The 16,782-nt window shown below is 71.1% G+C and carries 15 protein-coding genes and 1 pseudogene; 6 read left to right on the forward strand and 10 right to left on the reverse strand.

What is annotated here, in order from left to right; translation table 11 throughout:
• The first annotated feature begins 144 nt into the window (after window positions 1–144).
• The 4 genes from ACZ7L6_RS26705 to ACZ7L6_RS26720 all read left to right on the forward strand — a co-directional run bounded on the left by ACZ7L6_RS26705 (window position 145) and on the right by ACZ7L6_RS26720 (window position 3,341).
• On the forward strand, window positions 145–921 hold the full coding sequence (locus tag ACZ7L6_RS26705; RefSeq protein ID WP_471928040.1) for an alpha/beta hydrolase: 777 nt from the start codon (window positions 145–147) through the stop codon (window positions 919–921).
• Window positions 914–1,531 carry a hypothetical protein gene (locus ACZ7L6_RS26710; RefSeq protein WP_471928042.1) on the forward strand — a complete coding sequence of 206 codons (618 nt, stop codon included), beginning with the start codon at window positions 914–916 and terminating at the stop codon, window positions 1,529–1,531. The genes ACZ7L6_RS26705 and ACZ7L6_RS26710 overlap by 8 nt, the downstream gene beginning before the upstream one ends.
• 180 nt (window positions 1,532–1,711) lie before the next feature.
• Window positions 1,712–2,335 carry an RNA polymerase sigma factor gene (locus tag ACZ7L6_RS26715; RefSeq protein ID WP_471928044.1) on the forward strand — a complete coding sequence of 208 codons (624 nt, stop codon included), beginning with the start codon at window positions 1,712–1,714 and terminating at the stop codon, window positions 2,333–2,335.
• Window positions 2,328–3,341, forward strand: coding sequence for a CU044_5270 family protein (locus ACZ7L6_RS26720; protein ID WP_471928046.1), 1,014 nt, complete (start codon window positions 2,328–2,330; stop codon window positions 3,339–3,341). The genes ACZ7L6_RS26715 and ACZ7L6_RS26720 overlap by 8 nt, the downstream gene beginning before the upstream one ends.
• Window positions 3,342–3,350: 9 nt before the next feature.
• Here ACZ7L6_RS26720 and ACZ7L6_RS26725 read toward each other — a convergent pair whose 3' ends face one another.
• The 6 genes from ACZ7L6_RS26725 to ACZ7L6_RS26750 all read right to left on the reverse strand — a co-directional run bounded on the left by ACZ7L6_RS26725 (window position 3,351) and on the right by ACZ7L6_RS26750 (window position 8,659).
• Complete coding sequence (locus tag ACZ7L6_RS26725; protein ID WP_471928048.1) at window positions 3,351–4,097, reverse strand: endonuclease/exonuclease/phosphatase family protein; 747 nt, start codon at window positions 4,095–4,097, stop codon at window positions 3,351–3,353.
• Between the two features lie 152 nt (window positions 4,098–4,249).
• Entirely contained in the window at window positions 4,250–5,203 is a 954-nt protein-coding gene (locus tag ACZ7L6_RS26730) for an ROK family glucokinase (RefSeq protein WP_471928050.1), read from the reverse strand.
• A gap of 133 nt (window positions 5,204–5,336) precedes the next feature.
• A complete protein-coding gene (locus ACZ7L6_RS26735; protein WP_471928052.1) occupies window positions 5,337–5,843 on the reverse strand; it encodes a DUF5304 domain-containing protein in 507 nt (168 codons plus the stop codon).
• Window positions 5,844–5,900: 57 nt separating this feature from the next.
• Entirely contained in the window at window positions 5,901–7,079 is a 1,179-nt protein-coding gene (locus ACZ7L6_RS26740; RefSeq protein WP_471928054.1) for an ArsA family ATPase, read from the reverse strand.
• 198 nt (window positions 7,080–7,277) lie between these two features.
• The gene (locus ACZ7L6_RS26745) at window positions 7,278–7,718 is read right to left on the reverse strand and encodes an SRPBCC family protein (protein WP_433039166.1); all 441 of its coding nucleotides are present in this window, start codon (window positions 7,716–7,718) and stop codon (window positions 7,278–7,280) included.
• A 143-nt stretch (window positions 7,719–7,861) separates the two neighbouring features.
• Window positions 7,862–8,659, reverse strand: a complete 798-nt coding sequence (locus tag ACZ7L6_RS26750) for a metallophosphoesterase family protein (RefSeq protein ID WP_471928056.1) — start codon at window positions 8,657–8,659, stop codon at window positions 7,862–7,864.
• A gap of 296 nt (window positions 8,660–8,955) precedes the next feature.
• On the opposite strand from ACZ7L6_RS26750, the gene ACZ7L6_RS26755 reads away from it, so the two are divergent.
• Window positions 8,956–10,752 carry an AMP-dependent synthetase/ligase gene (locus ACZ7L6_RS26755; RefSeq protein WP_471928058.1) on the forward strand — a complete coding sequence of 599 codons (1,797 nt, stop codon included), beginning with the start codon at window positions 8,956–8,958 and terminating at the stop codon, window positions 10,750–10,752.
• 19 nt (window positions 10,753–10,771) lie between these two features.
• Here the strand turns inward: ACZ7L6_RS26755 and ACZ7L6_RS26760 are convergent, their stop codons facing one another.
• Window positions 10,772–12,394 carry a GMC oxidoreductase gene (locus ACZ7L6_RS26760; protein ID WP_471928132.1) on the reverse strand — a complete coding sequence of 541 codons (1,623 nt, stop codon included), beginning with the start codon at window positions 12,392–12,394 and terminating at the stop codon, window positions 10,772–10,774.
• Window positions 12,395–12,534: 140 nt separating this feature from the next.
• Window positions 12,535–13,677: a glycosyltransferase family 4 protein gene (locus tag ACZ7L6_RS26765; protein WP_471928060.1), complete on the reverse strand. Its 1,143-nt coding sequence runs from the start codon at window positions 13,675–13,677 to the stop codon at window positions 12,535–12,537.
• A gap of 121 nt (window positions 13,678–13,798) precedes the next feature.
• Here ACZ7L6_RS26765 and ACZ7L6_RS26770 point away from each other — a divergent pair, with 121 nt between their 5' ends.
• Window positions 13,799–15,034 (forward strand): glycosyltransferase 87 family protein, encoded by a 1,236-nt coding sequence (locus tag ACZ7L6_RS26770; protein ID WP_471928062.1) that lies wholly within the window; start codon window positions 13,799–13,801, stop codon window positions 15,032–15,034.
• On the opposite strand, the pseudogene ACZ7L6_RS26775 reads toward ACZ7L6_RS26770, so the two are convergent.
• Together ACZ7L6_RS26775 and ACZ7L6_RS26780 are read right to left on the reverse strand one after the other, a co-directional pair.
• A pseudogene (locus tag ACZ7L6_RS26775) lies at window positions 14,995–15,261 on the reverse strand (MATE family efflux transporter); the annotation flags it as partial. The gene ACZ7L6_RS26770 and the pseudogene ACZ7L6_RS26775 sit on opposite strands and share 40 nt — an antisense overlap.
• A gap of 324 nt (window positions 15,262–15,585) precedes the next feature.
• Window positions 15,586–16,779 (reverse strand): hypothetical protein, encoded by a 1,194-nt coding sequence (locus ACZ7L6_RS26780; RefSeq protein WP_471928064.1) that lies wholly within the window; start codon window positions 16,777–16,779, stop codon window positions 15,586–15,588.
• Between the last annotated feature and the right edge of the window lie 3 nt (window positions 16,780–16,782).

Raw genomic sequence — 16,782 nt, forward strand, 5'->3', positions numbered from 1 at the left:
AGAGTTCGACGGCCCTGGTCGGTGTCAGTGCGGTCGCGTACGGTGAAGCACACCTGGCTGTATCCACCGACATGCGGCTGCGCCGCGCGGGTCATGTCGTTGCTCTCGTCCGTGTCGTCCCTCTCACGAACAGGAGACCGTAAGGTGCCGGTCCTTCCTGGAGCCGAGCCGTACCGCCATGAGGGCGGGGAGGTGGGGATCCTCCTCTGCCACGGCTTCACCGGTTCCCCCCAGTCGCTGCGCCCCTGGGCGGAGTATCTGGCCGAGCGCGGGCTCACCGTCTCGCTGCCGCTGCTGCCGGGGCACGGCACCCGCTGGGAGGACCTGCAGGTCACCGGCTGGCAGGACTGGTACGCCGAGGTGGACCGCGCCCTGCGCAGCCTGCGCGACCGCTGCGAGCGGGTCTTCGTGGCCGGCCTGTCCATGGGCGGCGCCCTCGCGCTGCGGCTGGCCGCGAAGCACGGGGAGGACGTCGCCGGCGTGGTCGTCGTCAACCCGGCGAACAAGGTGCACGGCCTGTCCGCGTACACCCTTCCGGTCTCCCGTCACCTCGTCCGTACGGCGCGGGGCATCACCGGTGACATCGCCAAGGGCGGCGTCGAGATCGGATACGACCGGGTGCCGCTGCACGCGACCCACTCCCTGCGGACCTTCTTCCGCCTGGTCGACGGCGAGTTGCCGCAGGTCACGCAGCCGCTGCTGCTCCTGCGCAGCAGGCAGGACCACGTCGTGCCCGCGGCGGACCCGGACCGGATCCTGAGCAGGGTGTCGTCGACGGACGTAACGGAGATCGTGCTGGAACAGAGCTATCACGTGGCGACGTTGGACCATGACGCCGACCGGATCTTCGAGGAGAGCCTCGGCTTCATCGGCCGGCTCGCAACCGGCGTGGGCAAGGAAGGGACGACCGCACGTGGCTGAGCACGACTCCGACCGCGAAAGGCGCGAGGACAGCGACGATCGCGAGCCGGAAGAGCAGCACGTCCCGTTCGACGAGGACGCCGCCTGGGCAGCGATCGTCGCCGGGTACGGCGACGAGCCGCCGGACCCGCCGGGCGCGAAGCCGTTCAAGTCGGTGGAGGATTTGGCGCTGCTGGAGTCCGACACGAACGACGCCGGCGAGCCCGAGGGCACCAAGGGCCAGGAGGCGCAGGCGCCCAAGGACGAGGACAAGCCCGTGAAGCCGCTGGGCAGCTCCGTCTCCTTCGCACCCGGCGTCGGCGCCGGCCCCCGCGACTACAGCGCGCCCGAGCCGGCCGACGACGACTTCGACACCGACGACGAGGGGCACTTCGTACCGCCGGAGCCGCCGCCGCTGCCCGAGGCCGACGTGACCACGAAGTTCGCCTGGCTGGCCGTGGTCGGCGGGCCGATCCTGCTGCTGCTCGCGGTCGTGCTCGGCTGGGAGATGACCTGGTGGCTGGCCACGCTCGGCATCGGCGGGTTCCTGGGCGGCTTCGCCACGCTGGTGATGCGCATGCGCACGGACGATGACGAGGACGACGATCCGGGACGCGGCGCGGTCGTCTGACGCGCCTTCGACGAGGGCCCGCCCGGAGTGCTTCCGGGCGGGCCCTCGCTTGTCTCCACCGTCGACCGCCGCAGCCGGCACGCCAAAAGGGAACTCGATCCCGGCGAGCGGCGAAGGAGAGATGAACAGCCTGAACAAGCCCAAGCCTTCGAGGCGTTCAGACGAACGAAAGGAGCCCCGATGACCGTCGGACCACCGGGCGTCGCCACCCGCGACGAGGATCGCGAGGACAGTGATGCCCGCGTGATCGCGCGGTCCCGGGACGAGCCCGAGCAGTTCGCCGTGCTCTACGACCGACACGCCGAGACCGTGCACCGTTACGCGGCCCGGCGGCTCGGTCCCGAGGCGGCGGAAGATCTGATGGCGGAGACCTTCATCACCGCCTTCCAGCGGCGCCACACCTACGACCTCGGGCGGGACGACGCCCGCCCCTGGTTGTTCGGCATCGCGACGAACCTTCTGGGCCGGCACCGCCGGGCAGAGGCGCGCCGGTTCAAGGCGCTCGCGCGACTGCCGGAGCCGGTGGAGCACGACGAACCGGTCGCGGACCGGGCGGTTTCCAGGGCCGGTGCCACGGGGGTGCGCCGGGAACTGGCAGCCGCGCTGGGCGGGCTGTCCGCCCGGCACCGCGATGTCGTGCTGCTGGTGGCCTGGGCCGGCCTCGACTACGAGGAGGCGGCCCAGGCCCTCGGAGTGCCGGTCGGCACCGTCAGATCCCGGCTGCACCGGGCTCGCAGCAGATTGCGCGAAGCACTGGGCGGATCCGATCCGACAGCTTTCCGGGAGGCAGACGCCCATGCGTGACATCGACGAAGTGCGCGAACTGAGGGACTACGACGCGGGGGCTCCCCCGCTCGACGAGGGGACCCGGCACAGGGTGCGGGTACGCCTGTTCGAGGCGATGAACGACGGGCCCACTGCGGTCGTACGGCCCCGTCGCCCGGTCCTGCGCATCGCCCTGACCGGCGCGCTGGCCGCCGCGGTCGCCGCCGGTGTCCTGGTCGCCGTACGGGACGACGACAGTACGGGCCGGGGCCGTACGGCACAGCCGCCCGCCACCAGCGCACCCGCCATGCGGAACGTGAGCGCGCAGACGGTGCTCAACGGGGCCGCGGCGTACGAGCGCCGGCACGAGCGGGCGGTCACCCCGCGCGACGACCAGTTCATCTACACCAGGGAGATCATCAAGGAGACGAACCAGAAGACCGGTGACACGAAGAGCTACGTCGACGAGAACTGGCGATCGGTGGACGGCTCCAAGCGGTCCTGGATCATGGAGATCGGTAAGGGGTGGTGGTCGCCGCCGCTCGAGAAGAACCAGAGCAGCTGGCCTCCGCAGGACTGGGGAACGCTGCGGAAGCTGCCGACCGATCCCGAGAAGCTGATCCTCTCGATCCAGGGCGCCTGGGGCATGGGCGCAAAGGCCGACTCGCTGGACGACATCAGCGATGAGTCCTGGTCGCACATCCACTTCAGCCTCGCGGGTCTGCTCAAGCTGGTCCCGGTGATGCCGGAGGGGCTGCGCCCGGCGGCGTACGAGGCGCTCGGCATGGTGCCCGGCGTGAAGGCCGTCCCGGACCAGAAGGACGCCAAGGGGCGCACCGGGGTGGCCATCACCTACGACGACCCGACGCTGCCGGAGGGGGTCTCGGGCTTCGGGGGCTACTTCATCTTCGACCCGGGGACCTACCAATTCCTCGGCTTCCGGGACACCCGCACGTCGGGCGACGGCCCGGCCATGAAGACGTACACCCAGCTCTCGTACCTCGACAGCTGGGCCGTCGTCGACAAGGCGAAGCAGCGGCCGTAGCGGACCTGGCTAGGAGGCGGGCACCCTGAGGGCGGCCAGGACCGGAAGGTGGTCCGTGGCCGCCCTCAGGTCTGTCTTGGTCACGCCGGGGTGGCCGAGGGGGACCCCGCAGCCGAGTACCTCGACGCCCTTCGTCGCGAAGATCGCGTCGATACGTTGATGGGGGTCGGCCGGAGTGGAGGTGTATTCGCTGCCCCAGGGGGCGGTGGCCCAGCAGTCCTGGAGGCCGGTGGCCAGGCGGCCGAAGGTGCGGCCGCCTGGGCGTTCGTTCACGTCGCCGCCAGCGATCGCGTGTTCCACGCCCAGGCCGGCCAGCCGGTCGAGCAGCATGCCGCCCTGCTCGTAGCGCTCGTCCTTCTGGAGGCTGAGGTGGCAGCTGAGGACGCCGACGCGGGCTCCGCCGAAGCGGACCACTGCCGTGGCGAAGCCGCGCCTGTGCAGGCCGGGGGTGAGGGGGAGGAGCACGTCCTCCGTTCGCTCCACGGTGGCCCTGAGGTTGCACAGGATCGCCGGGCCTGCGGCTGTGGCCCCGCCGGTGAGGATGACGAGGTTGGCTGCGCGGGCCAGGCGGGCGAGTTTCTTGCGCCAGCGGAAGAAGCGGGGGGCTTCTTGGACCAGGACCAGGTCGGGATTGCAGGCGGTGATGACGCGGGCGAGAGCGGTGGTGTCGTCGCGCATCGAGCGGATGTTGTAGCTGAGGACGCGAATGAGGGCGGAACCGTCCGGCTCGGTGCGGGAGTTGGGCAGCAGCTCCATGTGGATCAATTTACGCCCAATAGCTCGGGGCGCGAGGTGAGTGCGCGACTACCGGTTGTGTGTGGCTTGTCGCGCCCACGCGGCGGAGCCGCATGTATATACAGCCCCGCGCCCCTAAGGGTCGGCACAGTCCCGTTGCCCAAAAGTGAGCCTTACATGATCGGGTCGGGCTCCCTGGCCAGGTCGGCAGCGCCCACGAGCCCCGCCTTGTTGCCCAGCTGGGCGGCGATCACGTCCGCCACCGGGCGCCAGTTGCCGCCCACCAGCCAGCGCTTGTAGGACTTGCGGATGGGGTCGAGGACCAGTTCGCCCTCGTCGGAGAGGCCGCCGCCGACGATGAAGGCGGACGGGTCGAAGAGGGAGGCCAGGTCGGCGAGGCCGGCGCCGGCCCAGCGGGCCAGCTCGCGGTAGGAGTCGACGGCGACCAGGTCGCCCTGGCGGGCGGCCATGGAGATGTGCTTGCCCTCGATGCCCTCGGGGGTGCCGTCGCCCAGGGAGAGCAGCACCTCGGCGTTCTCGGGAGTCGCGTTGGCGCGCTGCTTGGCGTATCTGACGAGGGCGCGGCCGGAGGCGTACTGCTCCCAGCAGCCCTGCGAGCCGCAGCCGCACAGCAGGCCGTCCGGCACCATGCGGATGTGGCCGAACTCGGCGGCCACGCCGTAGTGCCCGCGGCGCAGCTTGTTGCCGATGATGATGCCGCCGCCGAGGCCGGTGCCGAGGGTGATGCAGATGACGTTGCGGTGGCCCTTGCCCGCGCCGAACTTGTACTCGCCCCAGGCCGCCGCGTTGGCGTCGTTCTCGACGACGACCGGGAGGCCCACGCGGGCCTCGACCTTCTCCTTCAGCGGCTCGTTGCGCCAGTGGATGTTGGGGGCGAAGTAGACCTCGGAACGCTGACGGTTGACGTACCCGGCGGCACCGATGCCCACGCCGACGATCTCGTGCCCGGCGTGCGCGCCCTCCACCGCGGCAGCGATCGCGTCCACGATGCCCTCGGGCGTGCCCGGGGTCGGCACCTTGTGGGTCGAGAGGATGTTGCCTTCCTCATCGACCACGCCGGCCGCGATCTTCGTGCCGCCGATGTCGACGCCGATGGTGAGTCCCATGAATCCCTCAGTTTCGGTCGAGCCCCGCTACGGCCAACCGTACCCGAGGCCCTGCCGTCGGGGTTCCGTCGTCCGCTCGGCGGACGGGGCCCGGGGAGGGAGTCGTATGGCGTCGTCGGTTCCCGGTCGGCGGTCAGTCCAGGTCGATGCGCTGGCCGGGACCGCCGTCGTCACCGCGGTCCTCCCGGTCGTCGTCGAGCTCGTCCAGCTCGTGACTGTCGTCCGTACGACCCGTCCAGCGGCGTTCCTGTGCCTGGACCGCGGAGCGGTAGGCGGCGAGGAGTTCGTTGCCGGCGGCGGCCAAGTGGTCGAAGACGTCCGGGTTGCGTTCGATGACGGGTTCTACGGCGGCCTTGGCCTGCTCCACGACCTGCTTGACCACCTGCTGGGCGGCGGGCCCGGCGACCGCGCCGAGCAGCGGGGACTGGATGGTCGACAGCTTGTCCGCGACGGCGTCGACGAGCTTGCGCAGTTCCTCGGCGGCCGAGCCCGGGGGCGGGCCGTACTCGGCGCGGCGCCGGGCCTTCTCCGCCGCGAGGTCCTCGGCGCACGCCGTGGCCCAGGCGTCGGCGTCGGTCGCCCGCACCTCGTCGATCGCCTCCGGCTGACCGGCGTCGGACGGGGGGAGCTCTTCGCTCATGACGGACTCCTGACTACGGTTCGTCTCTACGACGTTACCCGAACGGGCGCACCTGGTTCACCGTGCCCGCGGCCAGAGATCCGGATCCGGCGCGAACCGGATCCGCAGCTCGCCGTCCCGCAGTGCGGCCCCGTCCACCGCGCAGCGGCGCAGGGCGGACGGCAGGGGCACGATACGCCGGAACTGGCCCGCGGTGACGACGAGTTCGTCGCCGCGTCGGATGAGGTCGAGCTCGTCGCGTACGGCGCCGGGCAGAGGGATGGCCCAGACAAGGACGCCGTCGTCGGCGAGCCGGTCGGTGACGGGCCACTCGACCGTGGACGAGGAGTCGTTGACGGCGGGCACGGCGAGGGCCGCGAGGTCGTCGGCGCCTCGGGGGTCCCGTCCGAGATGCGCGATGCGGTGGACGTCGTGGTCCTCCTCCCCCCACTCCTCCAGGACCTTGCGCTGCTGGGCGACGGGCCCGGCGAGCCAGCTGCCCGCCGCGGCCTCCGTCTCCGGCAGGACGCGGTTGGCGACCAGCAGGTCGGGGCGCAGGCCGCGCAGGGCGAGGGCGAGGCCGGCGCTCCGTACGGCGTCGGCACCACCCGGCCCCGGCTCGGCGACCAGCCGTACCACCGTGCCGCGGTCGGCGACGACGGCCTCGACGGCGGCGAGCTCGACGTCCCAGCGGGCCGCGGTCTCGTACAGCCACTCCGCGGGCATCGGAACGCCGGCCAGCCGTCCCAGGACGGGCCGCAGGGCGCGGGCAGCCTGGCGCTCCGGCGGGAGCAGCCTGCGCAGGTAGCGGCGCAGCTCTTCGGGGAGGGAGAGCAGGGCGAGGGCGTGCGGGGTGGCCGGGAGGTCGACGACGAGAAGGTCATGGGCCTCGGCCAGCGCGGCGTCCCGTAGGGCGCGCAGGAGAGCCAGTTCCTCGGCTCCGGGGAGGGGGGTGACCTCTTCCGGGTCGAGGCGGGAGGCGCCGAGGAGGTCGAGGGCGGAGGCGGCGCGTTCCTGGAAGGCGGCGAGGTCGTCCCGGAAGCCGACGGCGGCGTCCGGGCGCCAGGCGGTGAGGTTCTCGGTGACCTGGGTGGGGGCGGCTCCCGTGCTCGCGCCGAGGGCCGCGCCGAGGGTGTCGGTGCGGTCGGCGCTGAGGACCAGGGTGCGGGTGCCCTCACGGGCGGCGGCGAGCGCGGTGGCGGCAGCGATGGTGGTACGGCCGCTGCCGCCGGGGCCCGTGATCAGGATCGTGCGCATGGGGGTGAACGGTAACGGACGCTGCGGTTCAGGTCCGTTGCGCGGTGCCCGGCGTGGGGGCTGGCTGGGGGTGGGTCGCGCGGCCCGGCGCCAACGGGGTGCCGCCTTCTACAGCCGACCCAGGGGCGCGGGGAACTGCGCGATCAGCCACGACGGCGCCGCACCCGGCAAAGCACAGGCACCCCTACGGCGCGCCCCCTACTTGCCCGCTTCCACCCGCTTCTTCAGGCCCGCCAACGCCCGGTCGATGATGACCTTCTCGGCCTTGCGCTTGATCATCCCCAGCATCGGGATCTTGACGTCGACGGTCAGCTGGTACGTGACCTCGGTCGAACCGGCACCCGCCGGCTTGAGGATGTACGAGCCGTCCAGCGACCGCAGCATCTGGGACTTCACCAGCGTCCAGGACACCTCGTTCTCACCGGTCCAGGTGTACGCCAGCACCTGGTCGTCCTTGATCGCACCGGCGTCCATCACGAGGCGGACCTGCTCGGCGCGGCCCTCGCCGTCGGTCTTGAGGACCTCCGCCTCCTTCACCTCACCGGTCCAGTCCGGGTAGCGGGCGAAGTCGGAGATCACCCCCATGACGTCGGCCGGTGCCGCCTCGATCGTGATGCTCGAGCTGGTGTGTTCCGCCATCGCCGTGGCTCCTCCAGATGCGGGCCGGTAAGAAGTCGTGGTGCGCACGCGTGCGCAGCGTGAAGGCTACCGCGCGCCCGACCGGCCGACTCCACCCCCACCTGCGTCATCGTCGCGAAAACGCCCACCGGACCCGAATTCACTCACCATTCCAGCGCCCACGGCTTCCCCGACCCCGCGAAGTGCCCCACGTTCACGCACTCCGTCGCCCCGATCCGCATCCGCCGGACCAGCGGCTGATGGACATGACCGAAAAGGGAGTAACGGGGACGCGTGCGGCGAATCGCCTCGAGCAGCGCCCGGCTCCCCCGCTCGAAGCGCCGCGCGACGGTGTCGTACACCAACTCCGGGACCTCCGGCGGAATGTGGGTGCACAGCACGTCCACCTCGCCCACCGCCTCGATCTTCGCCGCGTACTCCTCGTCGCTGATCTCGTAGGGGGTCCGCATCGGCGTGCGCAGGCCACCGCCGACGAAGCCGAAGACCCACCCCCCGATCTCCACCCGCTCCCCGTCCAGCACGGTCGTGCCCGGCCCGGCGTACTCCGGCCACAGGGGCGGCATGTCGACATTGCCGTAGGTGGCGTACGTCGGTGTCGGGAACGCCGCGAACATCTCGGCGTACTGCTTGCGCACCGCCTTCTCGATCACCGCGCGCCGGTCCGAGCCGATCCCGGCCCACAGCCGCGCCCCGAACTCCCGCGCCTCCTCGAAGCGCCGGGCGGTGCGCAGCTCCACGATGCGGTCGGCGTTCTCCACGCCGAACAGGTCGGGGAAGATGCCGCGCGAGTGGTCGGCGTAGTCCAGGAACAGCACCAGGTCGCCCAGGCAGATCAGGGCGTCGGCGCCGTCGCCGGCCCTGGCCAGGTCGCGGGCGTTGCCGTGCACATCGCTGACCACGTGAACGCGTGTCCTGCGGTTTCCCGTCGGTGTCGGTGCCATGGCGATCAAGGGTAGGCGTGTGCGGCATACGTGAACAGTGGCGGCCGGACCGATGGTTACTGGCCAGTCGTCAGACAGCTCGACTACTGTGCGCGCAGAAACACCAATCCGTGTGACGCAGCGAACATCTCGCCGGGACCCCCTGTCGAAGAAGCCATACCGGCGGGTAACGTCCGGTCGGTCCAGTCGTGCTCTGGATTTCAACATGTGAATTCCCGAGCACTAGCCCGAGCCTTGGACCGCACCGTCGCATCACACAACGTCGTGGCGCCGGCGCCCTATGAGGAGCAGCAGTCTTGCGCGAGTTCAGCCTTCCGGCTTTGTACGAGGTCCCTGCGGACGGCAATCTGACCGACATCGTCCGCAGAAACGCCGCGCAGCACCCTGATGTCGCCGTCATCGCCCGCAAGGTGGGCGGTGTCTGGCAGGACGTGACGGCCACCGCCTTCCTCGCCGAGGTGCACGCGGCCGCGAAGGGGCTCATCGCCGCCGGGGTCCGGCCGGGCGACCGGGTCGGCCTGATGTCCCGCACCCGCTACGAGTGGACCCTGCTCGACTTCGCGATCTGGTCGGCGGGCGCGGTGACCGTGCCGGTGTACGAGACCAGCTCCGCGGAGCAGGTGCAGTGGATCCTCAGTGACTCCGGCGCGACCGCGATCATCACCGAGCTGGACAACCACACGGCCGCCGTCGAGTCGGTGCGCGACCGGCTGCCCGCCCTCAAGCACGTCTGGCAGATCGAGGCCGGGGGCGTGGAGGAGCTGGGCCGGCTCGGGCAGGACATCAGCGACGCGACGGTCGAGGAGCGCAGCTCGCTGGCGAAGGCCGACGACCCGGCGACCATCGTCTACACGTCCGGCACCACCGGGCGCCCCAAGGGCTGTGTGCTCACCCACCGCAGCTTCTTCGCCGAGTGCGGGAACGTCGTCGAGCGCCTGCGCCCGCTCTTCCGGACGGGCGAGTGCAGCGTCCTGCTCTTCCTCCCGCTCGCCCACGTCTTCGGCCGCCTGGTGCAGGTCGCGCCCATGATGGCGCCGATCAAGCTGGGCACCGTCCCCGACATCAAGAACCTCACCGACGAGCTGGCCGCGTTCCGCCCGACGCTGATCCTGGGCGTGCCGCGCGTCTTCGAGAAGGTCTACAACTCGGCGCGCGCCAAGGCCCAGGCCGACGGCAAGGGCAAGATCTTCGACAAGGCGGCGGACACCGCGATCGCCTACAGCAAGGCGCTGGACACCCCGTCCGGTCCGTCCGTCGGCCTGAAGATCAAGCACAAGGTCTTCGACAAGCTGGTCTACAGCAAGCTGCGCGCGGTCCTCGGCGGCCGGGGCGAGTACGCCATCTCCGGCGGCGCCCCGCTGGGCGAGCGCCTCGGCCACTTCTTCCGCGGCATCGGCTTCACGGTCCTGGAGGGCTACGGCCTGACCGAGTCCTGCGCCGCCACCGCCTTCAACCCCTGGGACCGCCAGAAGATCGGCACGGTCGGCCAGCCCCTGCCGGGCTCGGTGGTCCGCATCGCCGACGACGGTGAGGTGCTGCTGCACGGCGAGCACCTGTTCAAGGAGTACTGGAACAACCCGGGCGCGACCGAGGAGGCGCTGGCCGACGGCTGGTTCCACACCGGCGACATCGGCACCCTCGACGAGGACGGCTACCTCCGGATCACCGGCCGCAAGAAGGAGATCATCGTCACGGCGGGCGGCAAGAACGTCGCCCCGGCCGTGATAGAGGACCGTATCCGCGCGCATGCGCTGGTCGCGGAGTGCATGGTGGTGGGCGACGGGCGGCCGTTCGTGGGCGCGCTGGTCACCATCGACGAGGAGTTCCTGGGCCGCTGGGCCGCCGAGCACGGCAAGCCGGCGGGTGCCACCGCGGCGTCGCTGCGTGAGGACGCGGACCTGATGGCCGCGATCCAGTCGGCAATCGACGACGGCAACGCCGCGGTGTCGAAGGCGGAATCGGTGCGGAAGTTCCGCATTCTGTCCTCCCAGTTCACGGAGGAGTCGGGCCATCTGACGCCGTCGCTGAAGCTCAAGCGCAACGTCGTGGCGAAGGACTTCGCGGACGAGATCGAGGCGATCTACCAGAAGTAGGGCCCCTTACGGAAAAGCGTCATGGCGCGGTGTCCTCCACGAGGACCCGCGCCATCGTGCGTTCGGCGAGCGCGGTGATCGTCACGAACGGGTTCACCCCGATCGACCCCGGCACGAGCGAGCCATCGGTGACGTACAGCCGTGAATACCCCTTCACCCGGCCGTAGTTGTCGGTCGCCTTCCCGAGCACGCACCCACCCAGCGGGTGGTACGTGAAGTCGTCGGCGAAGATCTTGTTGGACGAGCCGAACAGGTCGTACCGGTAGATCGTGGCGTTCGCCGAGTTGATCCGGTCGAACAGCTTCTTGGCCATGCCCACCGACACGGCGCTCTGCGCGGCGCTCCACCCGAGCCGGACGGCACCGCTTGCCGAGTCGTACGAGAACGACGCGCGTTCCGGATTCTTGGTGATCGCCAGATAGAGGCTTACCCAGTGCTCCAGTCCCGTGGGTAAAGGAGCGATCTCGGCGAACACGGGGTTGGCGGCGTTGGCCCAGTCGTCGATGCCCATGACCGGCATGGTCGACTGGTTGGCCCCGACCGTGTCCCACAGGTGGTTGGCCCGGCCGAGCATCACGTTGCCGTTGGTCCCCCACCCGGTGCCGACGCTCGCGTCCAGGGCGGGCAGCGTGCCCGACTCGCGGGCGCGGACGAGGAGTTCGGTGGTGCCGACGCTGCCGCCGCCGAGGAAGAGGTATGTGCAGCCGTACTCCTTGGTCTCGACGACGGTGCCGGTGCTGTCGATCCGGTCGGCGGTCAGGACGTACGTCCCGTCGGGCGCCCTGCTGATCGACTTCACCCTCTCCAGGGTGTGGATGGTCACGTTCCCGGTGCCGACCGCGGAGGCGAGGTAGGTCTTGTCGAGGCTGCGCTTGCCGTGGTTGTTGCCGTAGATGACCTCCTGCCCGAGCGCGGACCTGGTGGCGGTGCCGGCGGCCTCGCGCTGCATGTGGGCGAAGTCGTAGACGTTGGGCACGAAGGTGGTTTTCAGGCCGGTGTTGGTCGCGTGCTTGCGGGAGATCCGGGTGAAGCGGTACCACTCCGTGGACTCGAACCAGGCGGGGTCGATCGTGTTGACGCCCAACATGGAGCGGGCGCGTGGGAAGTACGTGCTGTACATCTCCGCGGTGTCCACGGTCGGGAACTGCTCGGCGAAGTAGGACCGCAGCGGGGTGACCGCCATGCCGCCGTTGACCAGGGAGCCGCCGCCGACGCCTCGGCCGACGTAGACGGACATGTGGTCGTAGTGCACGCGGTCGAGGACGCCCGGGTAGGGGCTGATGTCCTTGTTGACGACGTCCAGCCACAGGAAGGTGGCGAGCGGGGCCTCGGTGCGGGTGCGGAACCACATCGAGCGCCGGTCGGGGGCGGCGGTGGAACAGAAGACCTTGCCGTCGGGGCCGGGGGTGTTCCAGAGGCGGCCCATCTCCAGGACGAGGGTGCGGATGCCGGCCTGGCCGAGGCGGAGGGCGGCGACTGCGCCGCCGTAGCCGGAGCCGATCACTATCGCCGGGGCGGATTCGACTGCGTCGGGCTCGGCGGAGTGGGCGGACTGGAGGCCGATGCGGGTGAAGCCGAGGGTGGCCGCGGTCTGTAGCGCCGCCATTCCGAGGATTTGACGTCTTGTCAGCTGACGCTGCATCAGGTTTGATGTCATGTGCGCAGCATGTGCGGATTTTAGGGTTCCGCCTAGTGGGATGCCGAGTATTCCTTGTTGGCGGCTGCGGCTTGTTTGTGGTTGATCGCGCAGTTCCCCGCGCCCCTAAAAGAAAGGGCGTTGCACTACAGCAGCGTTTTCAAGTGCTCTGCCAGCAGGTCCCAGCGCCACTTCTCCTCGACCCACTCCCTGCCCCGCTCCCCCATCCTGCGGCGCAGTTCGGCGTCTCCCAGGAGCGTGATGACGCGGTCGGCCGCGTCCTGCGGGGAGCCGCCCCTCACCACCCAGCCCGTCTCGCCGTCGAGCACCGCGTCCGGGGCGCCACCCGAGTCCCCGGCGACCACCGGCAGGCCCGTCGCCGACGCCTCCAGGTACACGATGCCGAGCCCCTCCACGTCCAGCCCGCCCCGTCTCGTCCGGCACGGCATCGCGAAGACATCCCCGGCGCCGTAGTGCGCGGGCAGTTCGGACCAGGGCACGGGGCCGGTGAAGCGGACGGAGTCGGCGACCCCTGTCTCCTCCGCCATCCGGCGCAGGTCCTTCTCGTACGGGCCGCCCCCGACGATCAGCAGCACGGCGTCCGGCTCGGCGGCGAGGATGCGGGGCATCGCCTGGATCAGGGTGTCCTGGCCCTTGCGCCTTACCAGGCGGGACACACAGACCACCACCGGGCGGTCCGTCAGGCCCAGCCGTGCCCGCACCTCGTCGCCGCCCGACCCGGAGTGGAAGGTCTTCTCGTCGACCCCCGGCGGCAGCTGCACCATCCGTGCGGCCGCGTCCGGCGTCAGCGCGGTCGCGATCCGTGAGCGCGTGTACTCGCCGAGGTAGGTGATCGTGTCCGTCGACTCCCCGATCCGGCGCAGCAGCTGCCGGGCCGCCGGCAGCTGGGCCCAGCCCGCCTCGTGACCGTGGGTCGTGGCCACCAGGCGCTCGGCGCCCGCCTTCCGGAGCGCCGGTGCCATCAGGCCGAGCGGGGCCGCCGCCCCGAACCACACCGACGTGCACCCGTGCTCGCGCAGCAGCTCCACCGCCCGCCGCGTCGCCCCGGGCGTCGGCAGCAGCATCGTCGTACGGTCCCGTACGACCGTGAAGGGCTGCTCGGCGTCGAAGGCGGCCGTGGCCTCGATGCCCTCGCGGCTGCGCTTCCAGGTGGAGGCGTAGACGACCAGCCGCTCGGGGTCGAGCCGCAGCGCCATGTTGTGCAGGAACGCCTGGATGCCGCCGGGGCGGGGCGGGAAGTCGTTGGTCACGATCAGGGTCTTGTGCATCGTCGCCGACCTTACCGAAGCCGCTGTTCACAGGCGGGGCTCGGCCGTGCTTATGGCCCGCACACAGCTGGACAGGACATCATGTTCCCCTCAAGACGGGAAGCGAACGGCAGGGGAACCGGTGGAGACGACGGGCACGCGGCGGTCCCTGGCGTGGCTTCTGGGGGTCTGGTGCCTGACCAGGCTGGTCCTGCTGCTCTTCGTGTTCAAGGTGTACGTCTTCCCCGGCCCGGACGTCACCAGCGACGTGTCGGTGATCTACCAGGGCTGGTACGAGGTGCTGCGCACCGGAACGTTCCCGCTGGACGACGTCACCTGGCAGTACCCGCCCGCCGCGGCCCTCGCGATCCTCTCCCCCGCGCTGGTGTTCTGGCTGGACTATTCGTCGGCGTTCTTCGTGCTCTGCTTCACCGCCGACCTGGCCGTCCTCCTGCTCCTGCTGTACGTCGGCCTGCGTCCGGGCCGGACGCTGCGCGGGGCCTGGGTGTGGGTCGCGGGCGTGCTGCTGCTGGGACCGACCGTGTACGCCCGCTACGACGTGATGGTCACCGCCGTCGCCGTGGCCGCGCTGCTGGCGGGCGCCCGGCATCCCCGGGTGATGGGGGCGCTGACGGCCTTCGGGGCGATGCTGAAGGTGTGGCCGGTGCTGCTGCTGGTCGCGGCCCGCAGGCGCGCCGCCTGGGGCTGGGCCGCGCTGACCGCCGGCGGCCTGGCGGCGGTGTTCGCCCTCGCCATGCCCGGTGCCTTCGCCTTCCTGACCTTCCAGCGCGACCGCGGCACCGAGGTGGAGTCGCTGGGCGCGCTGGTCTTCCATGTGGCCCGGCAGTACGGCTGGGACGGCCAGGTGCTGCTGAACTACGGCTCGGTGGAGTTCCTCGGCCCGTACGTCGACGTCGTCAGCACGGCCGCCCTCGCGCTCAGCGGGCTCGCCTTCGGCTGGCTGCTGCTGTGGCGGCTGCGGGCGAGGCGGTTCCTGCCGCACACGCTCGCGGACGCGGCCTTCGTGGCGGTGCTGATGTTCACGACGACCAGCCGGGTGATCAGCCCCCAGTACCTGGTGTGGCTGGTCGGCCTCGCGGCCGTGTGCCTGTGCTTCCGCGACAGCCGCATGAAGCTCCCCGTCGGCCTGGTCCTGGCGGCGTGCTTCGTGACGGTCCTGGAGTTCCCGGTCTGGTTCGCGCACGTCGTCGCCAGCGACGCCCTCGGCGTCACCCTCCTCTTCCTCCGCAACGGCCTCCTGGTCCTCGCCACACTCCTCGCGGCCCGCGAGCTCTGGCACTCGACGGTGACCCGGACCGCGCCACTCCTGGTACCGGCTCAGACCACCCGCGCCAAGCAGACCTCACTCCCCTCCTGACGCCACGCCCGCCGGAGCAGCACCAGCACTGCGGCGCACTGCACGCCCATGGAGAGCGCCAGGGCAAGGCACACGCCCGGCAGTCCGAGCCCCGACAGCCCATACGCGAGCGGCAGCTGTACGGCCGTACCCAGCACGGTCACCCGCAGCAGCACCGGCGCTTGGCCGCCCCCCTCGAAGACCCCGCCGAGCGCGATGAAGCAGGCCATCAGGACGAGATAGGGGCCACCGTGCCGGGAACCGGAAGGCGTTCTCGGCCCGAAGCCCGGGCGAAGCCCTGCTGGTTGGAGAGGCGCAGCCCCTGGAGAAGTACAGGGATCGCATTACCCGCCGGGGTCCAGGGGCGGAGCTCCTGGCGGGGTCGAAGGGGCAGAGCCCCTGGGATGGGACGGGCAGGGGCGGCGGGGGCGAAAAACCCCGCCGACCGGCACCCAACAACGGGTGCTCGACGAGCACCCGCCCCGCGCCGCATCCTGTCCCGGCCGAAGTGCTGCGCCGCAGGCTGGAGTTCCGCCATCGCGCAGCTGGAGCGGGCGGGCTGAGCCGGTGGGTCAGGCGAACTGAGCCTGTAGGTAGTCCCGCCACTGTGCCGTGAAGTCCTCCAGCGACGTACCCAGCACGTCCTTCAGCGCCCCCTCGACGGCCCCCGCCCGCCGCTCGTGCGCGCCCACGGCCCGGTAGAACTCGACGAGTCTGACCTCGCCCCAGCGTTCCGCGATCATCCGGCAGGCCATCCACCCGCTCTCGTAGGCCCGCGCCAGCTTGCCCGAGTCGCCGGTGAAGCCGAAGTCCGCGTCGGACGGGAGTGCCGGCGGCACCCGGCCCTCGGTCACCGCACGCCACAGTTCGGGCGCGGCCTGGGACGGGGAGCGGCCGCTGCCGAGATAGCCGACCCAGTCGGCGTAGCCCTCGGACAGCCACAGCGGGGTGGCGGCGGTGGTGTCGGCACGCGTGGCGACATGGGTGGCCTCGTGGGTGAGGACGACCTGTTTGCCGATGGCGCCGAGGACGCCGTACGCGTCGGGGTTGACGATGATCCGGTCGGCGGGCGCGTTCGCCGGGGCGCCGGTCTCGCCGGTGGTGACCGCGGCGATCCCGCGGTAGGAGGACGCGGGTGAGCCGAGGAGGCCCGCCATGCCGGCGAGTGACTTCGGTACGAGGACGACGACGTGCCGGGACCAGTCCGTGCCCCACGCCTGCGACACGGCCGGTACCGCGTCGTCCGCCAGCTCCGCGTACGACCGCAGCGCCGCGGCGGACTGCCCGACGCCCAGGACGAGGCTGTGCTCACCCCGTTCGACGCTCACCGCGCCCTGGTCCCACAGCTGCTGGGCGGAGCCCTTCGCGGGCCGCTCGGCCTCGACGTACCAGTGGCCCTCCATGTCCAGGCTCAGGCTCAGCGTGCGGCCGGCGGTGACGGGAGCCCGGTCGTAGCCCCGGACGCGGTAGCGCAGCTCGGCCTCGGCGGTCGCGGTGTCGCCGGTGCGGCGCAGGCCGGTCAGGCGGTACGACCAGTCGGCGAGGGGCAGCGCCCGCAGGTTGCCGAACCAGTCCCGCGCGCCCGTGTCCAGGAACGCCGCCTCGTCGCGGTCGAGTATCGCCGCGGACCGCCGGTCGAGGACGCGCTGCACCTCGGCCGTCGCGCTGTCGGTGCCGGGCCGCCCGCCGCAGCCCACGAGGGAGACGAGCAGCAGACACAGCGCAACGACCATGCGCGTTCCCGACGCCCGCCTTCGACCAGCCATTTC

This window comes from Streptomyces sp. NPDC107522, assembly GCF_055657525.1.